This window comes from Phyllobacterium sp. SL163, from assembly GCF_049896885.1.
In the GTDB taxonomy this organism is placed as follows: domain Bacteria; phylum Pseudomonadota; class Alphaproteobacteria; order Rhizobiales; family Rhizobiaceae; genus Phyllobacterium; species Phyllobacterium calauticae.
Genome location: NZ_JAFCVE010000004.1, coordinates 268,104 through 288,451 on the forward strand (window position 1 = coordinate 268,104; position 20,348 = coordinate 288,451).

At 60.8% G+C, this 20,348-nt stretch carries 18 protein-coding genes and 1 riboswitch; of the genes, 8 read left to right on the forward strand and 10 right to left on the reverse strand.

All coding sequences use genetic code 11. From position 1 onward, the window contains the following. The first annotated feature begins 20 nt into the window (after positions 1 to 20). Together ACP7B1_RS11095 and ACP7B1_RS11100 are read left to right on the forward strand one after the other, a co-directional pair. Positions 21 to 1,136 carry a cobalt-precorrin-5B (C(1))-methyltransferase gene (locus ACP7B1_RS11095; protein ID WP_346305498.1) on the forward strand — a complete coding sequence of 372 codons (1,116 nt, stop codon included), beginning with the start codon at positions 21 to 23 and terminating at the stop codon, positions 1,134 to 1,136. Then, positions 1,123 to 1,869, forward strand: a complete 747-nt coding sequence (locus ACP7B1_RS11100) for a cobalt-precorrin-6A reductase (RefSeq protein WP_346305487.1) — start codon at positions 1,123 to 1,125, stop codon at positions 1,867 to 1,869. The genes ACP7B1_RS11095 and ACP7B1_RS11100 overlap by 14 nt, the downstream gene beginning before the upstream one ends. Before the next feature lie 213 nt (positions 1,870 to 2,082). On the opposite strand, the gene cobM is transcribed toward ACP7B1_RS11100, so the two are convergent. From cobM to ACP7B1_RS11115, 3 genes are read right to left on the reverse strand one after another with little or no spacing between them, the layout of a single operon-like run. Next, a complete protein-coding gene (gene cobM, locus ACP7B1_RS11105) occupies positions 2,083 to 2,844 on the reverse strand; it encodes a precorrin-4 C(11)-methyltransferase (protein ID WP_426136914.1) in 762 nt (253 codons plus the stop codon). A 3-nt stretch (positions 2,845 to 2,847) separates the two neighbouring features. Beyond that, positions 2,848 to 3,252 (reverse strand): cobalamin biosynthesis protein, encoded by a 405-nt coding sequence (locus tag ACP7B1_RS11110; RefSeq protein WP_346305489.1) that lies wholly within the window; start codon positions 3,250 to 3,252, stop codon positions 2,848 to 2,850. Then, positions 3,252 to 3,680: a TerB family tellurite resistance protein gene (locus tag ACP7B1_RS11115; protein ID WP_223612848.1), complete on the reverse strand. Its 429-nt coding sequence runs from the start codon at positions 3,678 to 3,680 to the stop codon at positions 3,252 to 3,254. Before ACP7B1_RS11115 ends, ACP7B1_RS11110 begins: the two co-directional genes overlap by 1 nt. 174 nt (positions 3,681 to 3,854) lie before the next feature. Between ACP7B1_RS11115 and ACP7B1_RS11120 the strand changes: the two genes are divergently transcribed. Next, the gene (locus ACP7B1_RS11120) at positions 3,855 to 4,646 is read left to right on the forward strand and encodes a TSUP family transporter (protein ID WP_223612847.1); all 792 of its coding nucleotides are present in this window, start codon (positions 3,855 to 3,857) and stop codon (positions 4,644 to 4,646) included. Between the two features lie 22 nt (positions 4,647 to 4,668). Here the strand turns inward: ACP7B1_RS11120 and cobO are convergent, their stop codons facing one another. From cobO to ACP7B1_RS11145, 5 genes are all read right to left on the reverse strand, one after another. Beyond that, positions 4,669 to 5,307: a cob(I)yrinic acid a,c-diamide adenosyltransferase gene (gene cobO / locus ACP7B1_RS11125; protein WP_426136915.1), complete on the reverse strand. Its 639-nt coding sequence runs from the start codon at positions 5,305 to 5,307 to the stop codon at positions 4,669 to 4,671. A 26-nt stretch (positions 5,308 to 5,333) separates the two neighbouring features. Continuing rightward, a complete protein-coding gene (gene cobN, locus ACP7B1_RS11130; protein WP_426136916.1) occupies positions 5,334 to 9,065 on the reverse strand; it encodes a cobaltochelatase subunit CobN in 3,732 nt (1,243 codons plus the stop codon). Positions 9,066 to 9,079: 14 nt separating this feature from the next. After that, positions 9,080 to 10,135: a cobalamin biosynthesis protein CobW gene (cobW, locus tag ACP7B1_RS11135; RefSeq protein ID WP_346305492.1), complete on the reverse strand. Its 1,056-nt coding sequence runs from the start codon at positions 10,133 to 10,135 to the stop codon at positions 9,080 to 9,082. A gap of 4 nt (positions 10,136 to 10,139) precedes the next feature. Continuing rightward, positions 10,140 to 10,664, reverse strand: coding sequence for a bifunctional adenosylcobinamide kinase/adenosylcobinamide-phosphate guanylyltransferase (cobU, locus tag ACP7B1_RS11140; protein ID WP_346305493.1), 525 nt, complete (start codon positions 10,662 to 10,664; stop codon positions 10,140 to 10,142). Between the two features lie 163 nt (positions 10,665 to 10,827). Next, a riboswitch (cobalamin riboswitch) is annotated at positions 10,828 to 11,061 on the reverse strand. Between the two features lie 151 nt (positions 11,062 to 11,212). Further along, a complete protein-coding gene (locus ACP7B1_RS11145) occupies positions 11,213 to 12,691 on the reverse strand; it encodes a cobyric acid synthase (protein WP_346307452.1) in 1,479 nt (492 codons plus the stop codon). Between the two features lie 119 nt (positions 12,692 to 12,810). Here ACP7B1_RS11145 and ACP7B1_RS11150 point away from each other — a divergent pair, with 119 nt between their 5' ends. Then, positions 12,811 to 13,977: an isobutyryl-CoA dehydrogenase gene (locus ACP7B1_RS11150; protein ID WP_346307453.1), complete on the forward strand. Its 1,167-nt coding sequence runs from the start codon at positions 12,811 to 12,813 to the stop codon at positions 13,975 to 13,977. 48 nt (positions 13,978 to 14,025) lie between these two features. Beyond that, positions 14,026 to 14,916: a 3-hydroxyisobutyrate dehydrogenase gene (gene mmsB, locus ACP7B1_RS11155; RefSeq protein WP_346307454.1), complete on the forward strand. Its 891-nt coding sequence runs from the start codon at positions 14,026 to 14,028 to the stop codon at positions 14,914 to 14,916. Between the two features lie 322 nt (positions 14,917 to 15,238). Here mmsB and ACP7B1_RS11160 read toward each other — a convergent pair whose 3' ends face one another. After that, the gene (locus ACP7B1_RS11160; protein WP_203117525.1) at positions 15,239 to 15,376 is read right to left on the reverse strand and encodes a hypothetical protein; all 138 of its coding nucleotides are present in this window, start codon (positions 15,374 to 15,376) and stop codon (positions 15,239 to 15,241) included. Positions 15,377 to 15,606: 230 nt separating this feature from the next. Beyond that, a complete protein-coding gene (locus ACP7B1_RS11165; protein WP_346307455.1) occupies positions 15,607 to 15,954 on the reverse strand; it encodes a hypothetical protein in 348 nt (115 codons plus the stop codon). A gap of 620 nt (positions 15,955 to 16,574) precedes the next feature. On the opposite strand from ACP7B1_RS11165, the gene ACP7B1_RS11170 reads away from it, so the two are divergent. The 3 genes from ACP7B1_RS11170 (at position 16,575) to ACP7B1_RS11180 (ending at position 19,643) form a co-directional block, all read left to right on the forward strand. Next, positions 16,575 to 17,576, forward strand: a complete 1,002-nt coding sequence (locus tag ACP7B1_RS11170) for an ABC transporter substrate-binding protein (RefSeq protein WP_223612837.1) — start codon at positions 16,575 to 16,577, stop codon at positions 17,574 to 17,576. 116 nt (positions 17,577 to 17,692) lie between these two features. Then, the gene (locus tag ACP7B1_RS11175; protein ID WP_346307456.1) at positions 17,693 to 18,580 is read left to right on the forward strand and encodes a proline/glycine betaine ABC transporter permease; all 888 of its coding nucleotides are present in this window, start codon (positions 17,693 to 17,695) and stop codon (positions 18,578 to 18,580) included. Then, positions 18,573 to 19,643 carry a quaternary amine ABC transporter ATP-binding protein gene (locus ACP7B1_RS11180; RefSeq protein ID WP_346307457.1) on the forward strand — a complete coding sequence of 357 codons (1,071 nt, stop codon included), beginning with the start codon at positions 18,573 to 18,575 and terminating at the stop codon, positions 19,641 to 19,643. The genes ACP7B1_RS11175 and ACP7B1_RS11180 overlap by 8 nt, the downstream gene beginning before the upstream one ends. Positions 19,644 to 20,348 lie beyond the last annotated feature (705 nt).

A 20,348-nucleotide genomic window follows, 5' to 3' on the forward strand; every position in this document is an offset into this window, starting at 1 on the left:
AGCTGGTCTATAAGACGCGCATGAGCGACGAACCCGATGCCGGATTGCGAAAACCAGACGATGCCAACCCTGCTCCCCTGCGCCGGGGCTGGACCACGGGCGCCTGTGCGACCGCCGCAACCAAGGCCGCGCTGATTGCCCTGATAACGGGTGAATTTCCCGATCCGGTCGCCATCATCCTGCCAAAGGGCGAGGTCCCGCATTTTCCGCTGGCGCTCGAATCAATCGGCGACGGCTATGCCATCGCCGGGATCGTCAAGGATGCCGGCGATGACCCTGACGTTACCCATGGCGCCACCATCATCTCCACGGTCCATCCCGCCGCGCCCGGCAGCGGTATCCGGTTTGTCGCAGGCGAAGGCGTTGGCACCGTCACCCTGCCGGGCCTGCCGATTCCGCCGGGTGAAGCGGCCATCAACCCCGTGCCGCGCGCCATGATGACCGCCATCTGCGAGGAAATCTGCGCCCAGTACGACCTGCCCGCCGATCTTGTCGTGACCATCTCCGTACCGGAAGGCGAGGAACTGGCGAAGAAAACCTGGAACCCGCGCCTCGGCATCATCGGCGGCATCTCCATTCTCGGCACGACAGGTATCGTCCACCCCTTCTCCTGCGCGGCATGGATACACTCGATCCATCGCGGCATCGACGTATCCCGCGCCGCAGGGCTTACCCATGTGCTGGCGGCAACCGGTTCGACCTCCGAGGATGCGGCGCAGGCGATCTACGATCTGCCCGATATAGCGCTGCTCGACATGGGCGATTTCGCCGGGGGGCTCCTCAAATATCTGCGGGTCCACCCCATCGACCGGCTGACCATCGCGGGCGGCTTCGCCAAGCTGACCAAGCTGGCACAGGGCGCGCTCGACCTGCACTCCGCCCGCAGCCAGGTCAGCATGGCATTTCTGGCCGACGAAGCGGAAAAGCTTGGTTTCGACAAGGATATGAGGGAGCGGATTCTGAATGCCAACACCGCGCAGGAAGTGCTTGAAATGACTCAAGGGTTTGGCATCGACCTGCCGAAGTCCATCGCCGAAAAAGCCAAGGCCGTGGCGCTCGCCACCCTCAGGGGTGCGCCTGTCGCGGTGGAAATAATCGTGACCGACCGCAAGGGGACAATCCTTGCCCGCCTCTGATCGTCCTGTGCTTATCCTCGGCGGCACGGCGGAAGCGGTCAAGCTTGCCGCCGCGCTTGTCGCCCTTGGCTATCGGACAATCTCATCGCTGGCAGGCCGCACCAGCAATCCCGGCAGGATCGACGGCGACGTGCGCACCGGCGGTTTTGGCGGCGCGGACGGCCTTGCCGCCTATATCCGCAGGGAAGGCATAGCCCTGCTCGTCGATGCGACCCACCCCTTCGCCACGCAGATATCGGACAATGCGCGCGCGGCGGCGGATGCCACGGGCGTACCCTTCGTCCGGCTGGAGCGGCCGGACTGGCAGCGCAAGCCCGGCGATGCCTGGACCAGCGTCACAAGCCTTGACGAAGCGGTTTGCGCCATTCCCGCAAAGGCCCGGATATTGCTGGCGCTCGGCCGCCAGCACATCGCCCCCTTCTCCAGACGAAGCGACGTGTACTTTGTCGTGCGCATGATCGATCCGCCGGAAACGCCGCTCGACCTGCATGATTTCGAGCTGGAACTGTCCAAGCCGGGCAAGAAGGATGAGGAAGCCGCGTTTCTCACCCGCAAGCGCCTCACCCATATCGTCTGCCGCAACTCCGGCGGCGCCGCATCCTATGCCAAGATCGCCGCGGCGCGGGAGCTTGGATTGCCCGTCATCATGATCGAGCGGCCGCACCGCCCCACCGGTCACACCCTGCCCGACACATCAGGCGTCCTGCGGTTTATTGAGGAAACGCTGGGCTAGCGGGAGAGGTGTTGTTTGTGGGATTTAACACCCCCCTCTGGGCTGCCGCCCATCTCCCCCACAAGGGGGGAGATCACATCGGCATCAACGCTTTTGCCCATTTTGCAATGTCCTGAAACTATTCGAACGGTAATGACAGCTGATCTCCCCCCTTGTGGGGGAGATGTCCGGCAGGACAGAGGGGGGTGAAACTTTATCTCCCCTCAATGCCTGTCACTCCGAGCGTGACCGCAAGGTGTGGCTGTGGTCCTCGTGGTAAAGCGCGGAATCGCGGAACGCATCCGCCGACAGGCCCTTGCCGACAAAGATCATGGCCGAGCGCGTCAGGCCCGACTCCCGCACTTTTCCGGCAATATCCGCCAGCGTGCCGTGAATGAACTGTTCATCCGGCCAGCCGACGCGGTAGGCCACGATGACGGGGCAATCGGCGCCGTAGAGCGGCACAAGATCGGTCTCGATCCGGGGGAGGTTGCGGATGGAAAGGTGAATGACAAGCGTCGCGCCGGATTTGCCCAATGTCACGAGATCCTCGCCCTCCGGCATGGCCGAGGACTTCATCGAGGTGCGGGTGAGGATGATGGTCTGGCACACTTCGGGAACCGTCAGTTCCTTTTTCAACGCAGCGGCGGCGGCGGCAAAGGCCGGAACCCCCGGCGTCACGTCATAGTCGATGCCGAGCGCATCGAGCCGCCGCATCTGCTCGGCCACCGCGCCATAGATGGAGGGATCGCCGGAATGCACCCGCGCCACATCCTTGCCTTCCGCATGCGCCCGCTCGAATTCGGCGATGATCTCGTCCAGCGTCAGTGACGAGGTATCGACAACGCGCGCGCCCTCCGGCACCTCGGCCACCATTTCCGGCGGCACCAGCGATCCCGCGTAGAGGCAGACCGGGCAGGACTGGATCAGTTTCAGGCCGCGCACGGTGATGAGATCGGGGGCGCCGGGGCCGGCGCCTATAAAATGAACCGTCATTGTCTATCTCTTTCTTGCCAATGCAGCCGTTGCATGGGCGGATTTTGTCTTACCGATCACCAGCGCGCCGTCCGGTCCCGCAGCGGCAAGCGCTGCCGCTTCCGCGACGCCGTGGCTGCCTGTCAGTTCGAAGACACGCCGGGACGGATTGGCAAGGCGGGGCGTTTCCCGTTCCAGGGTTGCCGCATCGAAGCACAGGAAAGGCAATTGCCAAAGCGCAGCAAGCGCAACCATCGCCGGTTCAGCCGCGCGCGCATCGAGGGAATGGATACCTGTGAGATCGCCGGGCTTTACCCCGCCCGCATGCAGCACCGACTCGGCAAGGCTGCGCAGTTCCGCCGGATCGCATCCCCGCTCGCATCCAAGGCCCAGCGTGTAACGGGCTGCGCTCTTCGGCTCTTCAACCATCAATGCTGCTTGTGAAGCTCTTCCGGCGTCACGCCCAAAAGATCAGCCGTGCGGCGGATGAGATTGGCTTCCTTCGGATCGAGATCGTCATCGGCATTGGCGATCGTCAGCAGGTGCCGCAGCAGCATGACCTTGCGCTCGAACGGCACGTCGGCAAAAGCCAGCGCCGCCTGTTCACTGGAGGTTTCGTAGCCGAAATCCTTCAGATAGGCGGCTACTTCGCCGAATTCGTCGGGAGCAATGCCAAAATCATTGGAGGCAATGCGCAGGATCGCCGCATATTCCGACTTTTCGGTCTTGCCGTCAGCCAGCGCCACATGCATCAGAAGCAGGAGCTCCGCCGTCAGGACCGGATCATCGGCAACCTTCTGCACGGCACTCTTTGCGCCAAGAAATGCGGTGATGCGATCAAAGATGCTCTCGCTCATTGTACCCCCAAACTGTCTTCACGCGATAGATCGCAGCCCCGGCGGCTGAATTCAAGTGCGCAAACAACACACTAGAATGCGATTCGCACAAGCGGATCGCCTCAGCATTGAAATGTTCTCGCCAAAGCCGAAATTCCCTCTATGGTCCGGCGCATTCTCAAAGAGTCTCCCGCCATGCCCGCCTTCTTCGACAATGTTCCCGTACTTCTGATCCTTGCCGGCTTTGCCGCCGGTTTCATCGATTCCATTGCCGGAGGCGGCGGCCTGATCACCGTTCCGGCCCTGCTTCTGGCCGGCCTCTCGCCGGTGGAATCGCTGGGGACCAACAAGCTGCAATCGCTGTTCGGTTCCACCTCGGCAACCATAGCCTATGCCCAGAAGGGCCATGTGAACCTGAAGAAGCAGCTTCCATCGGCGTTCATGTCGTTCCTCGGTGCGGTGGCGGGTGCCCTCCTCGCCGGCTTTCTGCCCGGCGATCTCCTGCGCGCGTTCCTGCCGGTCCTATTGATCACCATCGCGCTGTATTTTGCCCTGAAGCCCAACATGGGCGATATCGACCGCGCCCACCGCATGACGCCGTTCCTGTTCGGCCTGGCCATCGTTCCCTTAATCGGATTTTACGACGGCGTGTTCGGACCGGGCGCCGGTTCGTTCTTCATGCTCAGTTTTGTCTCGCTGGCCGGTTACGGCCTGCTGAAGGCTACGGCTCACACGAAACTGCTCAACCTTGCCTCCAATCTCGGCGGCTTCACCACTTTCGCCTTTCTCGGCGTGATCAACTGGAAGGTCGGCCTGTGCATGGGTGTCGCCCAGTTCATCGGCGCGCGGGTTGGTGCGGGGCTGGCGATGAAGAACGGCGCAAAAATCATCAAGCCGCTGCTGGTGATCGTCTGCCTGGCGCTGGCGACAAAGCTGCTTCTGGACCCGAGCAATCCGATCCGCCTGTGGCTCGCCACGCTGTTTTAGCAGCGTGGCGTGAACATCGCCTCTAAAATTCGATGCCCTTCTGCGCCTTGATACCGGAACGGAAGGGATGCTTGATCATTTCCATCTCGGTGACGAGATCGGCAAACTCGATCAGTTCGTCCTTGGCATTGCGCCCGGTGATGATCACATGCTTCATATGCGGCTTCTGCTTGAGCACATCGATGATTTCCTCCACCGGCAGATAGTCGTAGCGCAGCGCGATGTTCAGCTCATCGCATAGGACAAGATCGGTTTCCTCATCGAGGATCATTGTCTTCGCCTGTTCCCAGGCATCCCGGGCCATAGCGATATCGCGGGCGCGGTCCTGCGTTTCCCAGGTAAAGCCCTCACCCATGGCCGAGATGGTAACCTGTTCGGGGAACTTCTCCAGAACCCAGCGCTCGCCGGTATCCCACGATCCCTTGACGAACTGGATCACGCCGATCTTCATGCCGTGGCCGAGCGCCCGGAAGACGACGCCGAAACCGGCGGTCGACTTGCCTTTGCCCTTGCCGGTATTGACGATGACCAGTCCCTTTTCATCGGTCTTGGTGGCAAGGATCTTGTCGCGCACGGCCTTCTTCTTGCGCATCTTGTCGGCGTGGCGCGCGTTGACTTCCTCTTCGGTCAGGTTCAACAGTTTCTGTGATTTTTCAGCCATTTGGCGTCTCCTTCCGAATCATTGTCTCAGGCGGCAAGCATGCCGAGTTCATAGCGCGCCGAGTTCGACCGCGGGGTCCAGAAGCCGCGCTGCACGGCCTCCTCCAGCTTTTCGGCGATATCCCGCAGCGCATGCGGGTTCTTGTCTTTCAGGAATGTCCGCACATCCTCGTCCATCAGGAACGCCTGATAGACCGCTTCGAAATGGTGCGTGCGCACGGCGCCCGTCGTGGCGGCGAAGGCGAAGAGATAGTCGACCGTTGCCGCCATCTCGAAGGCACCCTTATAGCCATGGCGCATAACCCCGGCGATCCACTTCGGATTGGTCACGCGGCCGCGCACGGTTCGCCCGATTTCCTCTTCGAGCGTACGGATGACAGGCTTTTCAGGACGCGAATGATCATTGTGGTAGATGGCTGGACGCTCGCCCGACAATTGCTCGACCGCCGCCGACATCCCGCCTTCGAACTGATAATAGTCATCGGAATCGAGCAGATCGTGCTCGCGGTTGTCCTGATTCTGCACCACGGCCTCAACGGTGCGCAGGCGCTCTTCGAGAAGACCGCGCTCCGCCTTGCCCTCTTCACCCGCGCCATAGGCATAGCCGCCCCAGACCAGCCACGCCTCGGCAAGGTCGTCGCGCTTGTCCCAGGTCTTTTCATCGATCAATGTCTGCAGACCGGCACCATAGGCACCGGGCTTGGACCCGAACACACGAAAGCCCGCCCGCTGCTTTGCCGTCTTCTCGTCGGCACCCTCCGCCACAAGCCGCGCCTGTTCGCTGCGCATGCGCAGGGCAATGGGATTGTCTTCCGCGTCTTCGGGCAACGCGCCGACCGCCCGCACCGCCGTGTCGAACAGTGCGATCTGGTCGGGGAACGCATCGCGGAAAAAGCCGGAGATGCGCAAGGTCACGTCGACGCGCGGACGGCCAAGCACGGCAGGCGGAATGATCTCGTATCCCGTGACACGCCGCGAAGCCATGTCCCAGACCGGTTTGACCCCGATCAGGGCCAGCGCCTGCGCAATATCGTCGCCGCCGGTGCGCATGTTCGATGTGCCCCAGGCGGTCAGTCCCAGCGAGGTCGGCCATTCCCCATGATCCTGCGTGTAGCGGCGGATCAAGAGTTCAGCCGATTTCTGCCCGAGTTCCCATGCGGCGGGTGTCGGTACGGCGCGGCTGTCGACGGAGAAGAAATTGCGTCCGGTCGGCAGAACGTCCGGACGTCCGCGCGTCGGTGCGCCTGACGGCCCCGGCGCCACAAAACGCCCGTTCAGCGCGGTCATGAGCCCGGTCATTTCCGCATCACCGCAGGCCATCACAGCCGGATGCAGGGTCGTGCGGATACCGTCCAGAACCGTTTGCGATGCCTGCCATTCAGCAGGGCAAGTGATTTCACCCGCCACCAGCTTTGCCGCCAGCAACTCGATGCGTTCCACCGTATCACCGGCAATGCGCCACGGATCGCTGGTGACAGCGTTCAGAATTATGGGCCGTTCCGCATTCCAGGGCGCTGCCATGTCGCAATCCAGCGGATCGAAACCGGCAAAGCCGAGATCAGCGGCGATGGCGCGCTGCAGGCTTTGATCAGCCCCGACGCCCGAACCGCGCGGCACGCGCGCCAGCGCGACCACCAGATCGGTGAGCAGGCGCCCTTCCGGCGACAGGCCGAAAATATGCAACCCGTCGCGGATCTGCATTTCCTTGAGGTCGCAGAGATAGGCATCGAGTTTTTGCAGGGCGAGATCGTCGGGATCGTGATCGTGAATGCCCGCATCGCTGTCGAGACCGATATCGCGGACGAGATCAAGTATCTGCACCTTCAGCCGCACGAGGCGGCGCGGATCGACGCCGGAGGCTTCGTAATATTCGTCGACCAGCACTTCGAGGTCCTTCAGCGGCCCGTAACTTTCGGCCCGGGTCAAAGGCGGTGTCAGGTGATCGATGATGACGGCGGCGGAGCGGCGTTTTGCCTGTGTGCCCTCGCCAGGATCGTTGACGATGAACGGATAGATATGCGGCACCGGCCCCAGCACGGCCTCGGGGAAACAGGTTTCCGACAGCGCCAGCGCCTTGCCCGGCAGCCATTCGAGATTGCCGTGTTTGCCCACATGCACGATGGCATGCGCATCGTAGACACCGCGCAGATAGGCATAGAAGGCGAGATAGCCATGCGGCGGCACCAGATCGGGCGAATGATAGGTGTCCTTCGGATCGATATTGTAGCCCCGTGCCGGCTGAATGCCGACCAGCACCGCACCGAACCGGCTGAGCGGCAGCGCAAAGCCGCGCGCCGCATCGAGGAAGAACGGATCGGCATCCGGCGCACCCCAGCGCGCCGTCACCTTCTCCTGAATCACCTGGGGAAGCGATTGAAAGAAGCTGTTGTATTGATTGAGCGAAATCGTCTCGCGGATGGCGCGCCCATCGCTGGCCGCATTGGTCGGCCCCGCCATCAGATGGTTGATCAGCGCTTCGCCATCGGCGGGCATATCGGCGATATCGTATCCGGCATCGCGCATGGATTTCAGCACCTGCCATGTACCGGCAGGTGTGTCGAGCCCGACGCCATTGCCAAGCCGTCCGTCCCGGTTGGGATAGTTGGCCATGACGAGCGCAACGCGGCGCTCATTCGGCTTGCTTGTCCGCAGGCGTGCCCAGTTCGCCGCGAGATCGGCGACGAAGGCGACACGGTCGGCCTGCGGTTCATGCATGACGATATTGGCCTGCACCGCCTCGTCGAAATGCTGCGCCGACTTGAATGAGACCGCACGCGACAGCACCCGGCCATCGACCTCGGGCAGGGCAACATTCATCGCCAGGTCCCGCGCGGAAAGCCCCTGATCGGACAGGCGCCACTGCTCGGCGCTGGAGCCGGAGAAGATGACCTGCAGCACCATCGCGCCATCATGTTCAAGCACGGTCGGCTTGCGCGCGGAACCGGGTGCAGAAACGGCAAACCCCGTGGCATTCAGCACCACGGCGGGCGGTGCTTCGGCAAAGATGCTCTCCAGCGTGGCGATGGAAACCGGATCCTTCAGGCTGGAGACAAACACCGGCAGCGGATTGAGCCCCTTGGCCCGCAACGCATCAAGCAAAGCGGCAACGGGCTGGGTCTGGCCGCTCTGCACCAGCGCCCGGTAGAAGCAGATGGCAACGACAGGCGCCCCTTCGATCCAGTCATGGCGCATCTGTTCCAGCGAAGGTGCTGAGTTGCCGGGCCACCACAACCCCGCCTTGAGCAGGGGCGCGGCCTCCTGCGGCTTCTCGCCGGAAGAAATCAGCGCCGCGCAATAATCGAGGAAACGCTGGGCATTCTGCGCCCCGCCCTCCAGCAGATAATGCCAGAGCGCATCGCGGTCAGGCCGGGCGACGGTTGAAAACCGGTCGAGCCCCGGATCGGGCTTGTCGTCTCCCGGCAACACCGCGAGCTGCACCTTGTGGTTGACCGCGCAGGCATGCAGCGCTTCGAGGCCATAGGGCCAGTAGCTCTCGCCGCCGATCACCCGCACAACGATCAGCCTGGCATGGCGCGCCGTCCGCTCAACATAGGCATCGACCGACATCGGGTGTGACAGGCTCATCATATTGGCGAGGCGCAGCGAAACCGCACCATCGCCCTGCCGCCGTGCGGCGGCAAGGCTCGCCAGTTCCGTATCGGCGGCGGACAGAAACAACACATCTCCCGGCGTCTGGCCGAGGTCGATGGCCTCGGTGCCTTCAGCGATGGTGCCTTTCTGGGCAAGCAGGAGATGCATTCAGTATCCTATCGTCAGGCAGCAGCAGCGGCGGTTAGCGCCGATGTGATGGCGTCATTGTCGATGTCGTGCAGTCCGATGACGACGAGACGGGTCTGCCGCTCTTCACCGGGGTTCCACGCACGGTCGAAGTAATGTTCGATGCGCGTGCCGACGGCCTGCACCACCAGCCGCATCGGCTTGCCGGGAACATCGGCAAAGCCTTTCAGGCGCAGGATATCGTGATCGGCAATCACGGCCTTCAGCTTCTCGACAAAGTTTTTGGGTTCGGCCACCGGACCAAGCCCGACAACAAAGCTTTCGAACTCGTCATGGTCGTGCTCTTCGCCCGCTTCATGGTCCATTTCATGGTGCGACTTGCGGTTGGCAATGTCCTCTTCGGTGCCGACGCCGAGACCGAGCAGCAGTTCATTGCTGAGCTTGCCGAAGCTGGCCGACACCATGTTGAGCGAACGCGACGAACGGCTCTGCACATCGCCGCGCACGCCGTCGAGCTGCTTGTCGCTGATCAGGTCGCTCTTGTTCAGGACGATCAGGTCGGCGGCACGGATCTGGTCCTCGAACAGTTCTTCAAGCGGGCTGTCATGGTCGAGCGATTCGTCCTGGATGCGCTGGGCATCCACCTTGTCGTGGTCATCGGCAAAGCGGCCTTCGGACACGGCGGAAGCGTCGATCACGGTAACGACACCGTCAACCGTCACCTGCGTCTTGATCTCCGGCCAGTTGAAGGCTGCAACCAGAGGCTGCGGCAGCGCGAGGCCCGAGGTCTCGATGACGATATGGTCCGGACGGTCCGGACGGTCGAGCAGCTTGGTCATGGTCGGGATGAAATCATCGGCAACGGTGCAGCAGATGCAGCCATTGTTCAATTCGATCACATCCTCGTCCCGGCAGGCTTCGATGCCGCAGCCCTTCAGCAGGCCGCCGTCGACACCGAGATCGCCAAACTCGTTGATGATGAGCGCAATGCGCTTGCCATTGGCATTTTCGAGCAGATTGCGGATCATCGTGGTTTTGCCCGAACCGAGAAAACCGGTGATGACCGTTGCTGGAATCTTCTGACCCTGCATATTCCTATCCCTTCATGGTGAGCGGCAGCCCGGCTGCCACGAAATAGACTGTCGCCGCGGCCTGCGCCACGGCCTGATGGAGACGTCCGGCATGGTCGCGAAAATCGCGCGCCATGCGGTTCTCCGGTACAATGCCGAGACCCACTTCGTTCGAAACCAGAACGATCGAGCCTTGAAGTTTCGGCAGCGCCTGCACGAGCTGCCGTGTCTCGGCGGTGATATCGCGCTCGGCCATCATCAGATTGGTCAGCCAGAGCGTCAGGCAATCGACGAGGATCGCTTTTCCCTCGGCTGCAACCCCCTGCAGGGTATCCACCAGATCGAGCGGCTCTTCGATGGTGTGCCAGGATGAACCGCGCTGCGCCTTGTGCAGGTCGATGCGGACAGACATTTCCTCGTCCCAGGACCTGCCGGTTGCGAGATAAACGGGCTCAAGGCCGGAAGCCATGATCAGGCCTTCGGCAAAGCTGGACTTGCCCGAGCGGGCACCGCCGAGAATGAAGGTCACGCCGTGATTCAGCTGGGGCATCGCCGTCACTGCAATCGCGATGATCCGTCAGGTACGATCAAGCGGAATGCGGGCGGGGAAACGAGCGCGTATACAATGCGAGCAGCCATAACAACCTCCGTGCTGGGCCTGAAGGGACACGACCCTTCGGTTCTTGGGCAGGATTACCCCCGAGCGCTTCCTGGGAAACGCTCTATGACTGGCAGGTCTCCTGGCTCGCGGGTCACAGGATGAATGCCGCCTTCCCGGTTTCCCAGTGGCTGCCGTCTGCATATGCGTCAGGCTTTGCATTGATCCTCGCCGCTCTACAGTCGCGGGGTCGGCTGCGGTGAGGTCGCCCTTGAGGGTACGACCGTCGCATTCCCTTTTGATCCCTTGGCCTTTGGCCAATATGGGAACCAATCATGGCTGGGACGTTATTCACCCCCCACGGGAAATGTCAATGGAATCCGCACGGTTTGCCCAGGGAGTAGTGGGTGGTTCGACAAGCTCACCATGAGGGAGGTTGAGGATTGCAGGGAGCCTGTTCTGCAATCTCCGCGATTAGCATTGCAGCCCACCCATCCCCCTCATGGTGAGCTTGTCGAACCACGCAACGCGGCACATGCAAGCAGCGCATCCACATCCAGCACTGTTTCAAGCTCGGCGGCGATACTATCCAGCGCGGCGTCCACCCCGGCCTTGTAGTCGAATGCTTCAGCGGCAATGCCCATCGTGCCCAGCAGCGCGGCGCGAAACCGGTCCGCCCCGAAAAGCCCGTGCAGATAGGTGCCGAAAACCTTGCCGTCCGCCGATATGGCACCGTCGTCGACGCCGTTGATGCGCACGGCCGGGCGCGAACAGTCCGGGCCGGTCGTCCGGCCCAGATGAATCTCGTAGCCATCGAGCGGCAGGTTAAACGGCAGCGATTGCGCCGCCACATTGCGCACGGTCTTTTCCGGCTCCATCACCGTATCGATATCGAGATGCCCGAGCCCTGCCGTCTCCGTCACGCTGCCCTCGATGCCGTCGGGATCGCGCACGGTTCTGCCCAGCATCTGGAAACCGCCGCAGATGCCGATGATATGGCCGCCGCGCCGCCGGTGCAGGTCGAGATCCCTGTCCCAGCCATTCTCGCGGAAGCGCAGGAGGTCGCCGATGGTGGATTTGGACCCCGGAATGATGACCAGTCCCGCATCGGCAGGCAGCCGCTCGCCGCTGCGCACCATCACCACATCCACCTGCGGTTCGGCCATCAGCGGGTCGAGATCGTCGAAATTGGCGATGCGGTCGAGCACCGGCACGGCGATCTTCAGCGCCCGGCCCTCGCCCTTCACCAGACGCTCCAGCACGACGGAATCCTCGGCTGGCAGCCGCGCCGCATCCTTCAGCCACGGCACCACGCCGAATGACGGCCAGCCGGTGAACTGCGTTATGGCTTTCAGTCCGTCATCGAACAGCGAGACGTCGCCGCGAAACTTGTTGATGATATAGCCGGCGATCATCTCCCGGTCTTCCCGCTGCAGGATCGCATGGGTGCCGACGAGCGAGGCGATCACCCCGCCGCGATCGATATCGCCGACCAGAACGACAGGCACGTTGGCGCGGATGGCAAAGCCCATATTGGCGATATCGCCCGCCCGCAGGTTGATTTCAGCGGGAGACCCCGCCCCCTCGACGATGACCAGATCGGCACCTTCACGGACGATGTCCCACGACGCCATGACCGCATCGAGCAGCTGCGCCTTGAATGTCTGGTAATCACGGCCTTTGGCCTGGCCCCAGACTTTGCCCTGCACGATGATCTGGCTGCCGGTCTCCGACTGCGGTTTCAAGAGCACCGGGTTCATATGTACCGAGGATGGCACGCCGCAGGCGACGGCCTGCAGCCACTGCGCCCGCCCGATCTCGCCGCCATCGTCGCTCACCGCCGCATTGTTCGACATGTTCTGCGGTTTGAACGGCCGGACCTTCAATCCGCGGTTGCGCGCAAGCCGGCAAAGTCCGGCCACCAGGACGGATTTACCAACATCTGACCCTGTTCCCTGCAACATGATTGCGTGCGTCATGGGCTTTGAGTAGCGGATATGTCTTTCTCTTCCTAGCCCCCGGCAAAACCTATCTGAATCGTTGCGCGGCCCCGCGCTTGCGATAGAGTGGAAATCAAGAGGAATACAGGGAGGTTATCATGGATGCGGTCGTTGATACGGCGTCCGGCCAGTTCGAACTCAACGAGGATCAGCTGGCGATTCAGGACATGGCGCGCGCCTTCGCGGCGGACCGCGTGGCACCGAACGCGCTGGCCTGGGACCGGGACAAGCATTTTCCCGCCGATGTGATTCGCGAGACCGGCCCGCTCGGCATGGGCGGCATCTACACCAAGGAAGAATTCGGCGGTTCGGGACTGAAACGCCTTGATGCGGTGCTGATCTTCGAAGCCCTGTCTGCCGCCTGCCCGGCCTTCTCCGCCTTCATCTCGATTCACAACATGGCGACATGGATGATCGATCTCTACGGCAATGACGAGCAGCGCCAGCGCTTCGTGCCGCAGCTGACCTCGATGGAATGGCTGGCGAGCTATTGCCTGACCGAGCCCAATTCCGGCTCGGATGCCGCCGCCCTCAAGACCCGCGCGGTGCGGGACGGCGACCACTATGTCCTCAACGGCGCCAAGCAGTTTATTTCAGGTGCCGGCGATACCGACCTTTACGTCACCATGGTGCGCACCGGTGAGGATGGCCCCAAGGGCATTTCGACCCTGATCATCCCGAAGGATGCGCCTGGCCTGTCCTTCGGTGCCAATGAACACAAGATGGGCTGGAATGCCCAATCAACCCGGCAGGTGATTTTCGACAATTGCCGCGTTCCCGTGGAAAACCGCCTCGGGGCGGAAGGTGATGGCTTCAAGATCGCCATGGGCGGGCTCGATGGCGGACGCCTCAACATTGCCGCCTGCTCGCTCGGCGGTGCCCAGTCCGCACTCGACAAGGCGGTCGGCTATGCGTCCGAGCGCAAGGCGTTCGGTAAGGCGATCAACCAGTTCCAGGCGCTGCAGTTCAAGCTGGCAGACATGGAAACCGAACTCTCGGCGGCACGCGTCCTGCTTTATACAGCCGCGTCAAAACTCGACCGCAAGGCGCATGATGCATCGAAATGGTCGGCCATGGCCAAGCGCTTCGTCACCGATACCGGCTTCAATGTTGCCAATGATGCGTTGCAGATTCATGGCGGCTACGGCTACCTGCACGATTACGGCGTGGAGAAGCTGGTGCGGGACCTGCGCGTCCACCAGATTCTGGAAGGCACCAATGAAATCATGCGGGTAATCATTTCCCGCTCGATGATGGGCCGCTGAACCACACCGCATCCGACACACAAGAACACTATCAGGGAGAATGCTGCGATGACGACAGTCGCTTTTATCGGTCTTGGCCATATGGGCAACCCCATGGCCGCCAATCTGGTCAAGGCAGGCCATAAGGTGCTGGGTTTTGATCTCCTGCCGGACAATCTCGCAACCGCCAAAGCCAATGGTGTGAGCATCGCGGCAAGCGCGCTTGCTGCCGTTGCCGACGCCGATGTCGTCATCACCATGCTGCCCGCGGGCAAGCACGTCCTGTCCGTCTATGCGGAGATCGCCGGAAAGGCCAAACCGGGCGCGCTGCTCATCGATTCCTCGACCATCGATGTCGATTCCGCCCGCAAGGCGCATGAGACCGCCAAAGCCCATGGCCTGCTCTCGGTCGACGCCCCGGTCTCCGGCGGCATCGGCGGTGCGGCAGCGGGCACCCTGACCTTCATGGTGGGCGGTGCGGCTGATGCATTCACTGTTGCCGAGCCGATCCTGAAACCCATGGCAGGCCGCATCGTCCATTGCGGCGAGCCCGGTGCCGGTCAGGCCGCCAAGATCTGCAACAACATGATCCTTGGCATTTCCATGATCGGGGTCAGCGAAGCCTTCACCCTGGCAGAAAAACTCGGCCTGTCGCATCAGGCGCTGTTCGACGTCGCCTCAACCTCGTCAGGCCAGTGCTGGTCGCTGACCACCTATTGCCCGGTCCCCGGCCCCGTGCCGACATCCCCGGCCAATAACAGCTACAAGCCGGGCTTTGCCGCCGCCCTGATGCTGAAGGATCTGAAGCTGTCACAGGAAGCCGCCAAAAGTGTCGGTGCCGCGACACCGCTCGGCCAGCACGCGGAAGAAATCTATGCGGCCTTCGGCGCCGCCGGGAACGAAGGTTCGGACTTCTCCGGCATCATCAATTATCTGCGCGAGGCCACGCGCGAAGGCTGACCGCGCCGGGAAAAGCCGGGAAATTTTCAAAATTTAGATTTGCTTAAGCTCTCGCTAACCTCGCGGTAACGATGTCCGGTTAAAACTTTGCATGGAGCGGACAAGACCCTGCTCCATGCTCCGGATCAGGTACTGCGTACCGGGGCTGTAATTTCTGCCAGCGTATTGTACGGCAGAAAGCCATGCGTCACTTGGCAAAAAACCGCACTGTTCCTTACGGACAGGGCGGTTTTTGACTTGGGTCTTCATCAGACAACAGCACAAAGAAAAACCGCCGCCCTGACAGGACAGCGGTTTCCGGAATAGTCCGATGCGTGGACGATCAGCCGGCCGAACGGGTCCAGATGAAGGAAACCGCCGACGCGATGCCGCTCCTGGCATTGCCGGATGGTGCATTGCGCTTTTCCGTGGCATTCCAGGCAATGTGGACGCGATTGTTGCGATTGAAGATGTAAAGCATTTGGGCACCTGAGGGTAAAAACATTTGTTGCCGCTCAAATGCGCTTTTTGCCTAAAGTTTGATCACGTTTTTTCGCCATGGCATGTCGCATTTACAGCAACGACCCGTGCAAATTTGCATGGCAGCCATGCTGAAACCGCATCCCTGTTACCGCAATTGCTGGTGTTCTCACGGAAACACCAGCAAAATCAACGATGGCGCGGATAGAAAAGCCGAAAACCTGCCTTAATTCAGCCTGCGCTGCTCAAACGCTTGTAATTGGCCCGCAGTGTTTTGCGGCCGGGTCGGAGCGCCGCCTGCGTCGCTTTATCGACGGTAGCCTGGGCAATGGCGGCGGGCGACTTGCCGCTCCACACATCCAGCCAGAATGTCGCTGCGGAATTCATGACGGAAATCTGCGCCGCGACGACACCGTCCGTCACCGCCGCCATTTTTTCGGACACGGCCCGGGTGGATTCCGGCTTGGATGACGTCTCCGTCATCCCCTCCAGCATCATCATCGGCAGGCGCATGGCGATGACCATCGATGCCATCTGCATGTCGTGAACGGGTGTACGGCGCTTCGTCGGAGATTTCATGCTTTGGACCCTTTTGGTTTGAACGCCGCATCGACCGGCGGTTTTAGAGCATCGTACCATAAATGGAACGCAGTTCTGTTTCTCGGATGGCGAGACAATCCACTAGGAAGGTAGCGAGGTCGATGCCTTTCCATCGGACGAAGCTGCCTGACAACGTGGTTGGGTCGGTCATCGTGCTTTCCCGTGCGTTGGAGCCTGGCAAACAGCCATCCGGAAACGCCGGATGGCGGGCGGTTGAAACCCAGATTGCGGCGGAAAACCGGAGAAAGTCCATTGGAATTCCTTCACGGGAAAATCCGGCGCTTAGAGCCAGTAAAACCGGGAAAAACCGCACCGCAGTGAATGAATTAATGAAGAAAAATCGCCTAAAGCATTGATCTTTCATCATCCGGCTTGTTACACTACCCCCATGAACATTGTGACATTCGGCTTCACAATAGGTTTTCCGGCGTCGTTATATCGACAGGTGCTGTCGCGATATACCTCATTAATTCAATGAAACCATTGCATTCTGATGCGATAAGGATGCCAAATGGCACATAAGCGAACGACTGGGTAAGGCAGTACCAAGTTAAGATTCGTACCGGGTGAACTGTCAAAACGAGTGGGAGACAAAACTGATGAAGAAGCTGCTTGCTTCAACTTTACTGGCCGCAGGGCTTTTCGGCTTTGCCGGAGCTGCTTCGGCGGCGGGGTGCGGGTCCGTCACCATCGCCAACATGAACTGGCAGTCAGCGGAAGCGCTGGCTAATCTCGACAAGCTTATACTCAGTGTAGGCTATGGCTGCGATGCCGAACTGGTCGCAGGCGATACGGTTCCAACCTTCACGTCGATGATCGAAAAGGGACAGCCCGATATCGCGCCGGAAGGCTGGCTCAACGCCGTCAAGGAGCCGCTGGACAAGGCGGTCAAGGAAGGCAAGCTGGTCTATGCCGCGCCTGCCATCACCGAAGGCGGCACGGAAAGCTGGTGGGTACCCAAATACTTTGCCGATGCGCATCCGGATATCAAGACGATCGCCGATGCCATGAAGCACCCCGAACTCTTCCCTGCGCCGGAAGACCCCAAGAAGGGCGCCGTGTTCAACTGCCCGTCGGGCTGGGCGTGCCAGATCACCACCGGCAATTTCTTCAAGGCCTATGAAGCCGAGAAACACGGCTTCACCCTCGTCGATACGGGATCGGCCGCAGGTCTCGATGGCTCGATTGCCAAGGCCTATGAGCGCAAGGAAGCCTGGCTCGGTTATTACTGGGGTCCGACGGCCATTCTCGGCAAATACCCCATGGTCAAGCTCGACAATGGCGTGCCGTGGGAAGAAAAGGAATGGAAGCGCTGCAACGTCGTTGCCGATTGCCCCGATCCGAAGCCGAACGGCTGGCCGAAGGCCGACATCTACACGATCGTCACCAAGAAATTTGCTGACGCTGCGGGTCCGGCCTTCGAATACCTGAAGAAGCGCCAGATTTCCAACGAGGAAGCCAACAAGCTCCTCGCCTGGATGGTCGACAATCAGGCAACCGGCGAAGACGGTGCCAAGTATTACCTGAAGAATAACGAAGCCACGTGGTCGAAGTGGGTTTCTCCGGAAGCCGCTGAAAAGATCAAGGCCGCGGTCAAGTAACCGCTGGATGCGGCGGAGATCTTCTTCGCCGCATCGCACCATCCCGAATGGGCCGAACGTTGCCGCGTCCGGTCGCGATGGTCATTTGATGACCCACAAAGAAGGGGACGCACCATATGGATTGGTTCTACTCATTCCCGAAAATGAATGACGAGACACTCCGCAATTTGAAAAAAACCATGGATGAGGGCTTCAAGGCCTTCACCCGCAGTTACGGCGATGTGATCGAGTCATTTTTCCAGCCGCTGCAATACTTCCTGATCCAGGCCGAAAAATTCATGACGACGACGCCCTGGCCGATCATGGTCCTGCTCATCGCCGGCATTGCCTGGCTCGCCAGCCGCAACTGGAAGATCGTTGCCGGAACGGTCCTCACCCTGCTCCTGATCGGCTATTTCGACATGTGGAGCGATGCGATGAAGACCATCGCGATGATCTTTGTCGGCACCGTCGTCTCCGTCGTTGTCGGCATTCCCATCGGCATCATCATGGCGCGTTCCGACGGCTTCCAGCGCATCGTCAACCCCATCCTTGACGTCATGCAGACCATGCCGAGCTTCGTCTACCTCATTCCCGTGGTCATGCTGCTCGGCATCGGCAAGGTGCCCGGCCTCATCGCCGTGGTGATCTACGCCATTCCGCCGATGATCCGCCTGACCAATCTCGGCATCCGGCTCGTCGACAAGGATGTGCTCGAGGCGGCCGATGCTTTCGGCTCATCGAGCTGGCAACGCCTGAGGAACGTGCAGATCCCCCTCGCCCTGCCCACCATCATGGCCGGCATCAACCAGACGATCATGATGGCGCTCGCCATGGTGGTCATTGCCTCGATGATCGGCGTCCAGGGCCTCGGCCAGCCGGTTCTGCGTTCGGTCAACGGCCAGTTCTTCTCGCTCGGACTTTTCAACGGTCTTGCCATTGTCGGCATTGCCATCATTTTTGACCGCGTCAGCCAGGCTTATGGCATGCGCCTTCAAAAGCACCAGGAGGTGGTTCATGGCTGATCGTTCCGTTCAGGGCGCCGGTATCCAGATCAAGAATCTCTACAAGATTTTCGGCCAGAAACCGGGAGCTTACGTCGATGCCGTCAAGAAAGGCATGACCAAGACCGAGCTCAACGAAAAATACAACCACGTGCTCGGCCTGCGCGATATCAATATCGATATGCCCGCCGGCTGCATCCAGGTGGTCATGGGCCTCTCGGGTTCGGGCAAATCGACGCTGATCCGCCATATCAACCGGCTGATCGATCCGACGGTCGGCGAGGTCATCATCGGCAACGCCGATGTCTGCAAGATGAACCAGAACGACCTGCGCGAGTTTCGCCGCCACAAGACAGCGATGGTTTTCCAGAAGTTTGCGCTGCTTCCCCACCGCACGGTGCTCGACAACACGGTCTATGGCCTGGAAATCCAGGGCCTGAGCCGGGCAAAGCAGGAAGAACAGGCCCGCCGCTGGATCGAGCGCGTCGGCCTGAAAGGCTTTGAGGAGAATTATCCCAATCAGCTTTCGGGCGGCATGCAGCAGCGTGTCGGTCTTGCCCGTGCACTGACCAATGACGCGCCGATCCTGCTCATGGACGAAGCCTTTTCCGCCCTCGATCCGCTGATCCGTATGGACATGCAGTCCGTCCTGCTCGACCTGCAGAAGGAAATCAAGAAGACCGTCGTGTTCATCACCCACGATCTCGACGAAGCGCTGCGGCTCGGCGACCGGATCGCCATCCTGCGCGATGGCGAGGTGGTCCAGCAGGGAACGGGACAGGATATCGTCCTGAAGCCGGCGGACGAATATATCTCGAGCTTCGTCAAGGAAGTGAACCGAGGCCGGGTGATCATGGTCGACACCATCTCGACCAAGGGCGACGGTTCGGCCAATGCAGGCGGCGTGACGGTTATGACCGGAACAATCCTCGAGGAAGCGGCCAAGACCATGACGGATGCCAACCAGCAGCACGCAACGGTTGTTGATGAGGCCGGCAAACCACTAGGCGTCATCAGCATGAACAACCTGATCCAGGCGATGGTCACCCCCATCAGCCATCTGACCCATCAAGCGGCGGAGTAGGCGTTCCCACCCCCCTCTGGGCTGCCGCCCATCTCCCCCACAAGGGGGGAGATCAGCTGTCATTGCTGTTTCAGCCAATCTTCAACATTGAAAATAATGGCAATGGCGTTGATGCCAATGTGATCTCCCCCCTTGTGGGGAGATGGGCGGCAGCCCAGAGGGGGGGTGAAATGTCATTTGGATAGAACTTATCCACGTTCTCCCATCCGCGCTTATCCTTCTCGTGTCCTTTCCGGCGGGAATGCTTCCGGAAACTTTCGCAAGTCGGGAAAGGATCGGCGCTTCGGCTTCACAGGGAGGAAAACCTGTGCGGTCGGGGAGGTTTGGCTCAATGGTTGCGCATTGGACGAAATCCTCAAAAACGTCGGGGCGGGTGGTCCCAGGATCGCAAGCATTGCATACCAGAATACCCAAGACCCGCGTTCCAGGGACCGCCCGTCTTTCCCACCTTTCAGCAGCCAGACGCGACAGCGGGCGTGGCAACGGAGAAGAGCGTTGCAGAACAATCATGCGTGGTTCGACAGGCTCACCATGAGGGAAGTCGAGGATTGCAAGGAGCACTATTCTCGCAACTTTTGCGATTAGCATTGCAACCAAACCACTTCCCTCATGGTGAGCCTGTCGAACCACGCACCACGCACTGTAAACCACGCAACCCGCCCATTTCACCCGTCCGCCACCCATGTCGCTTCCCTTGCGCTCGGC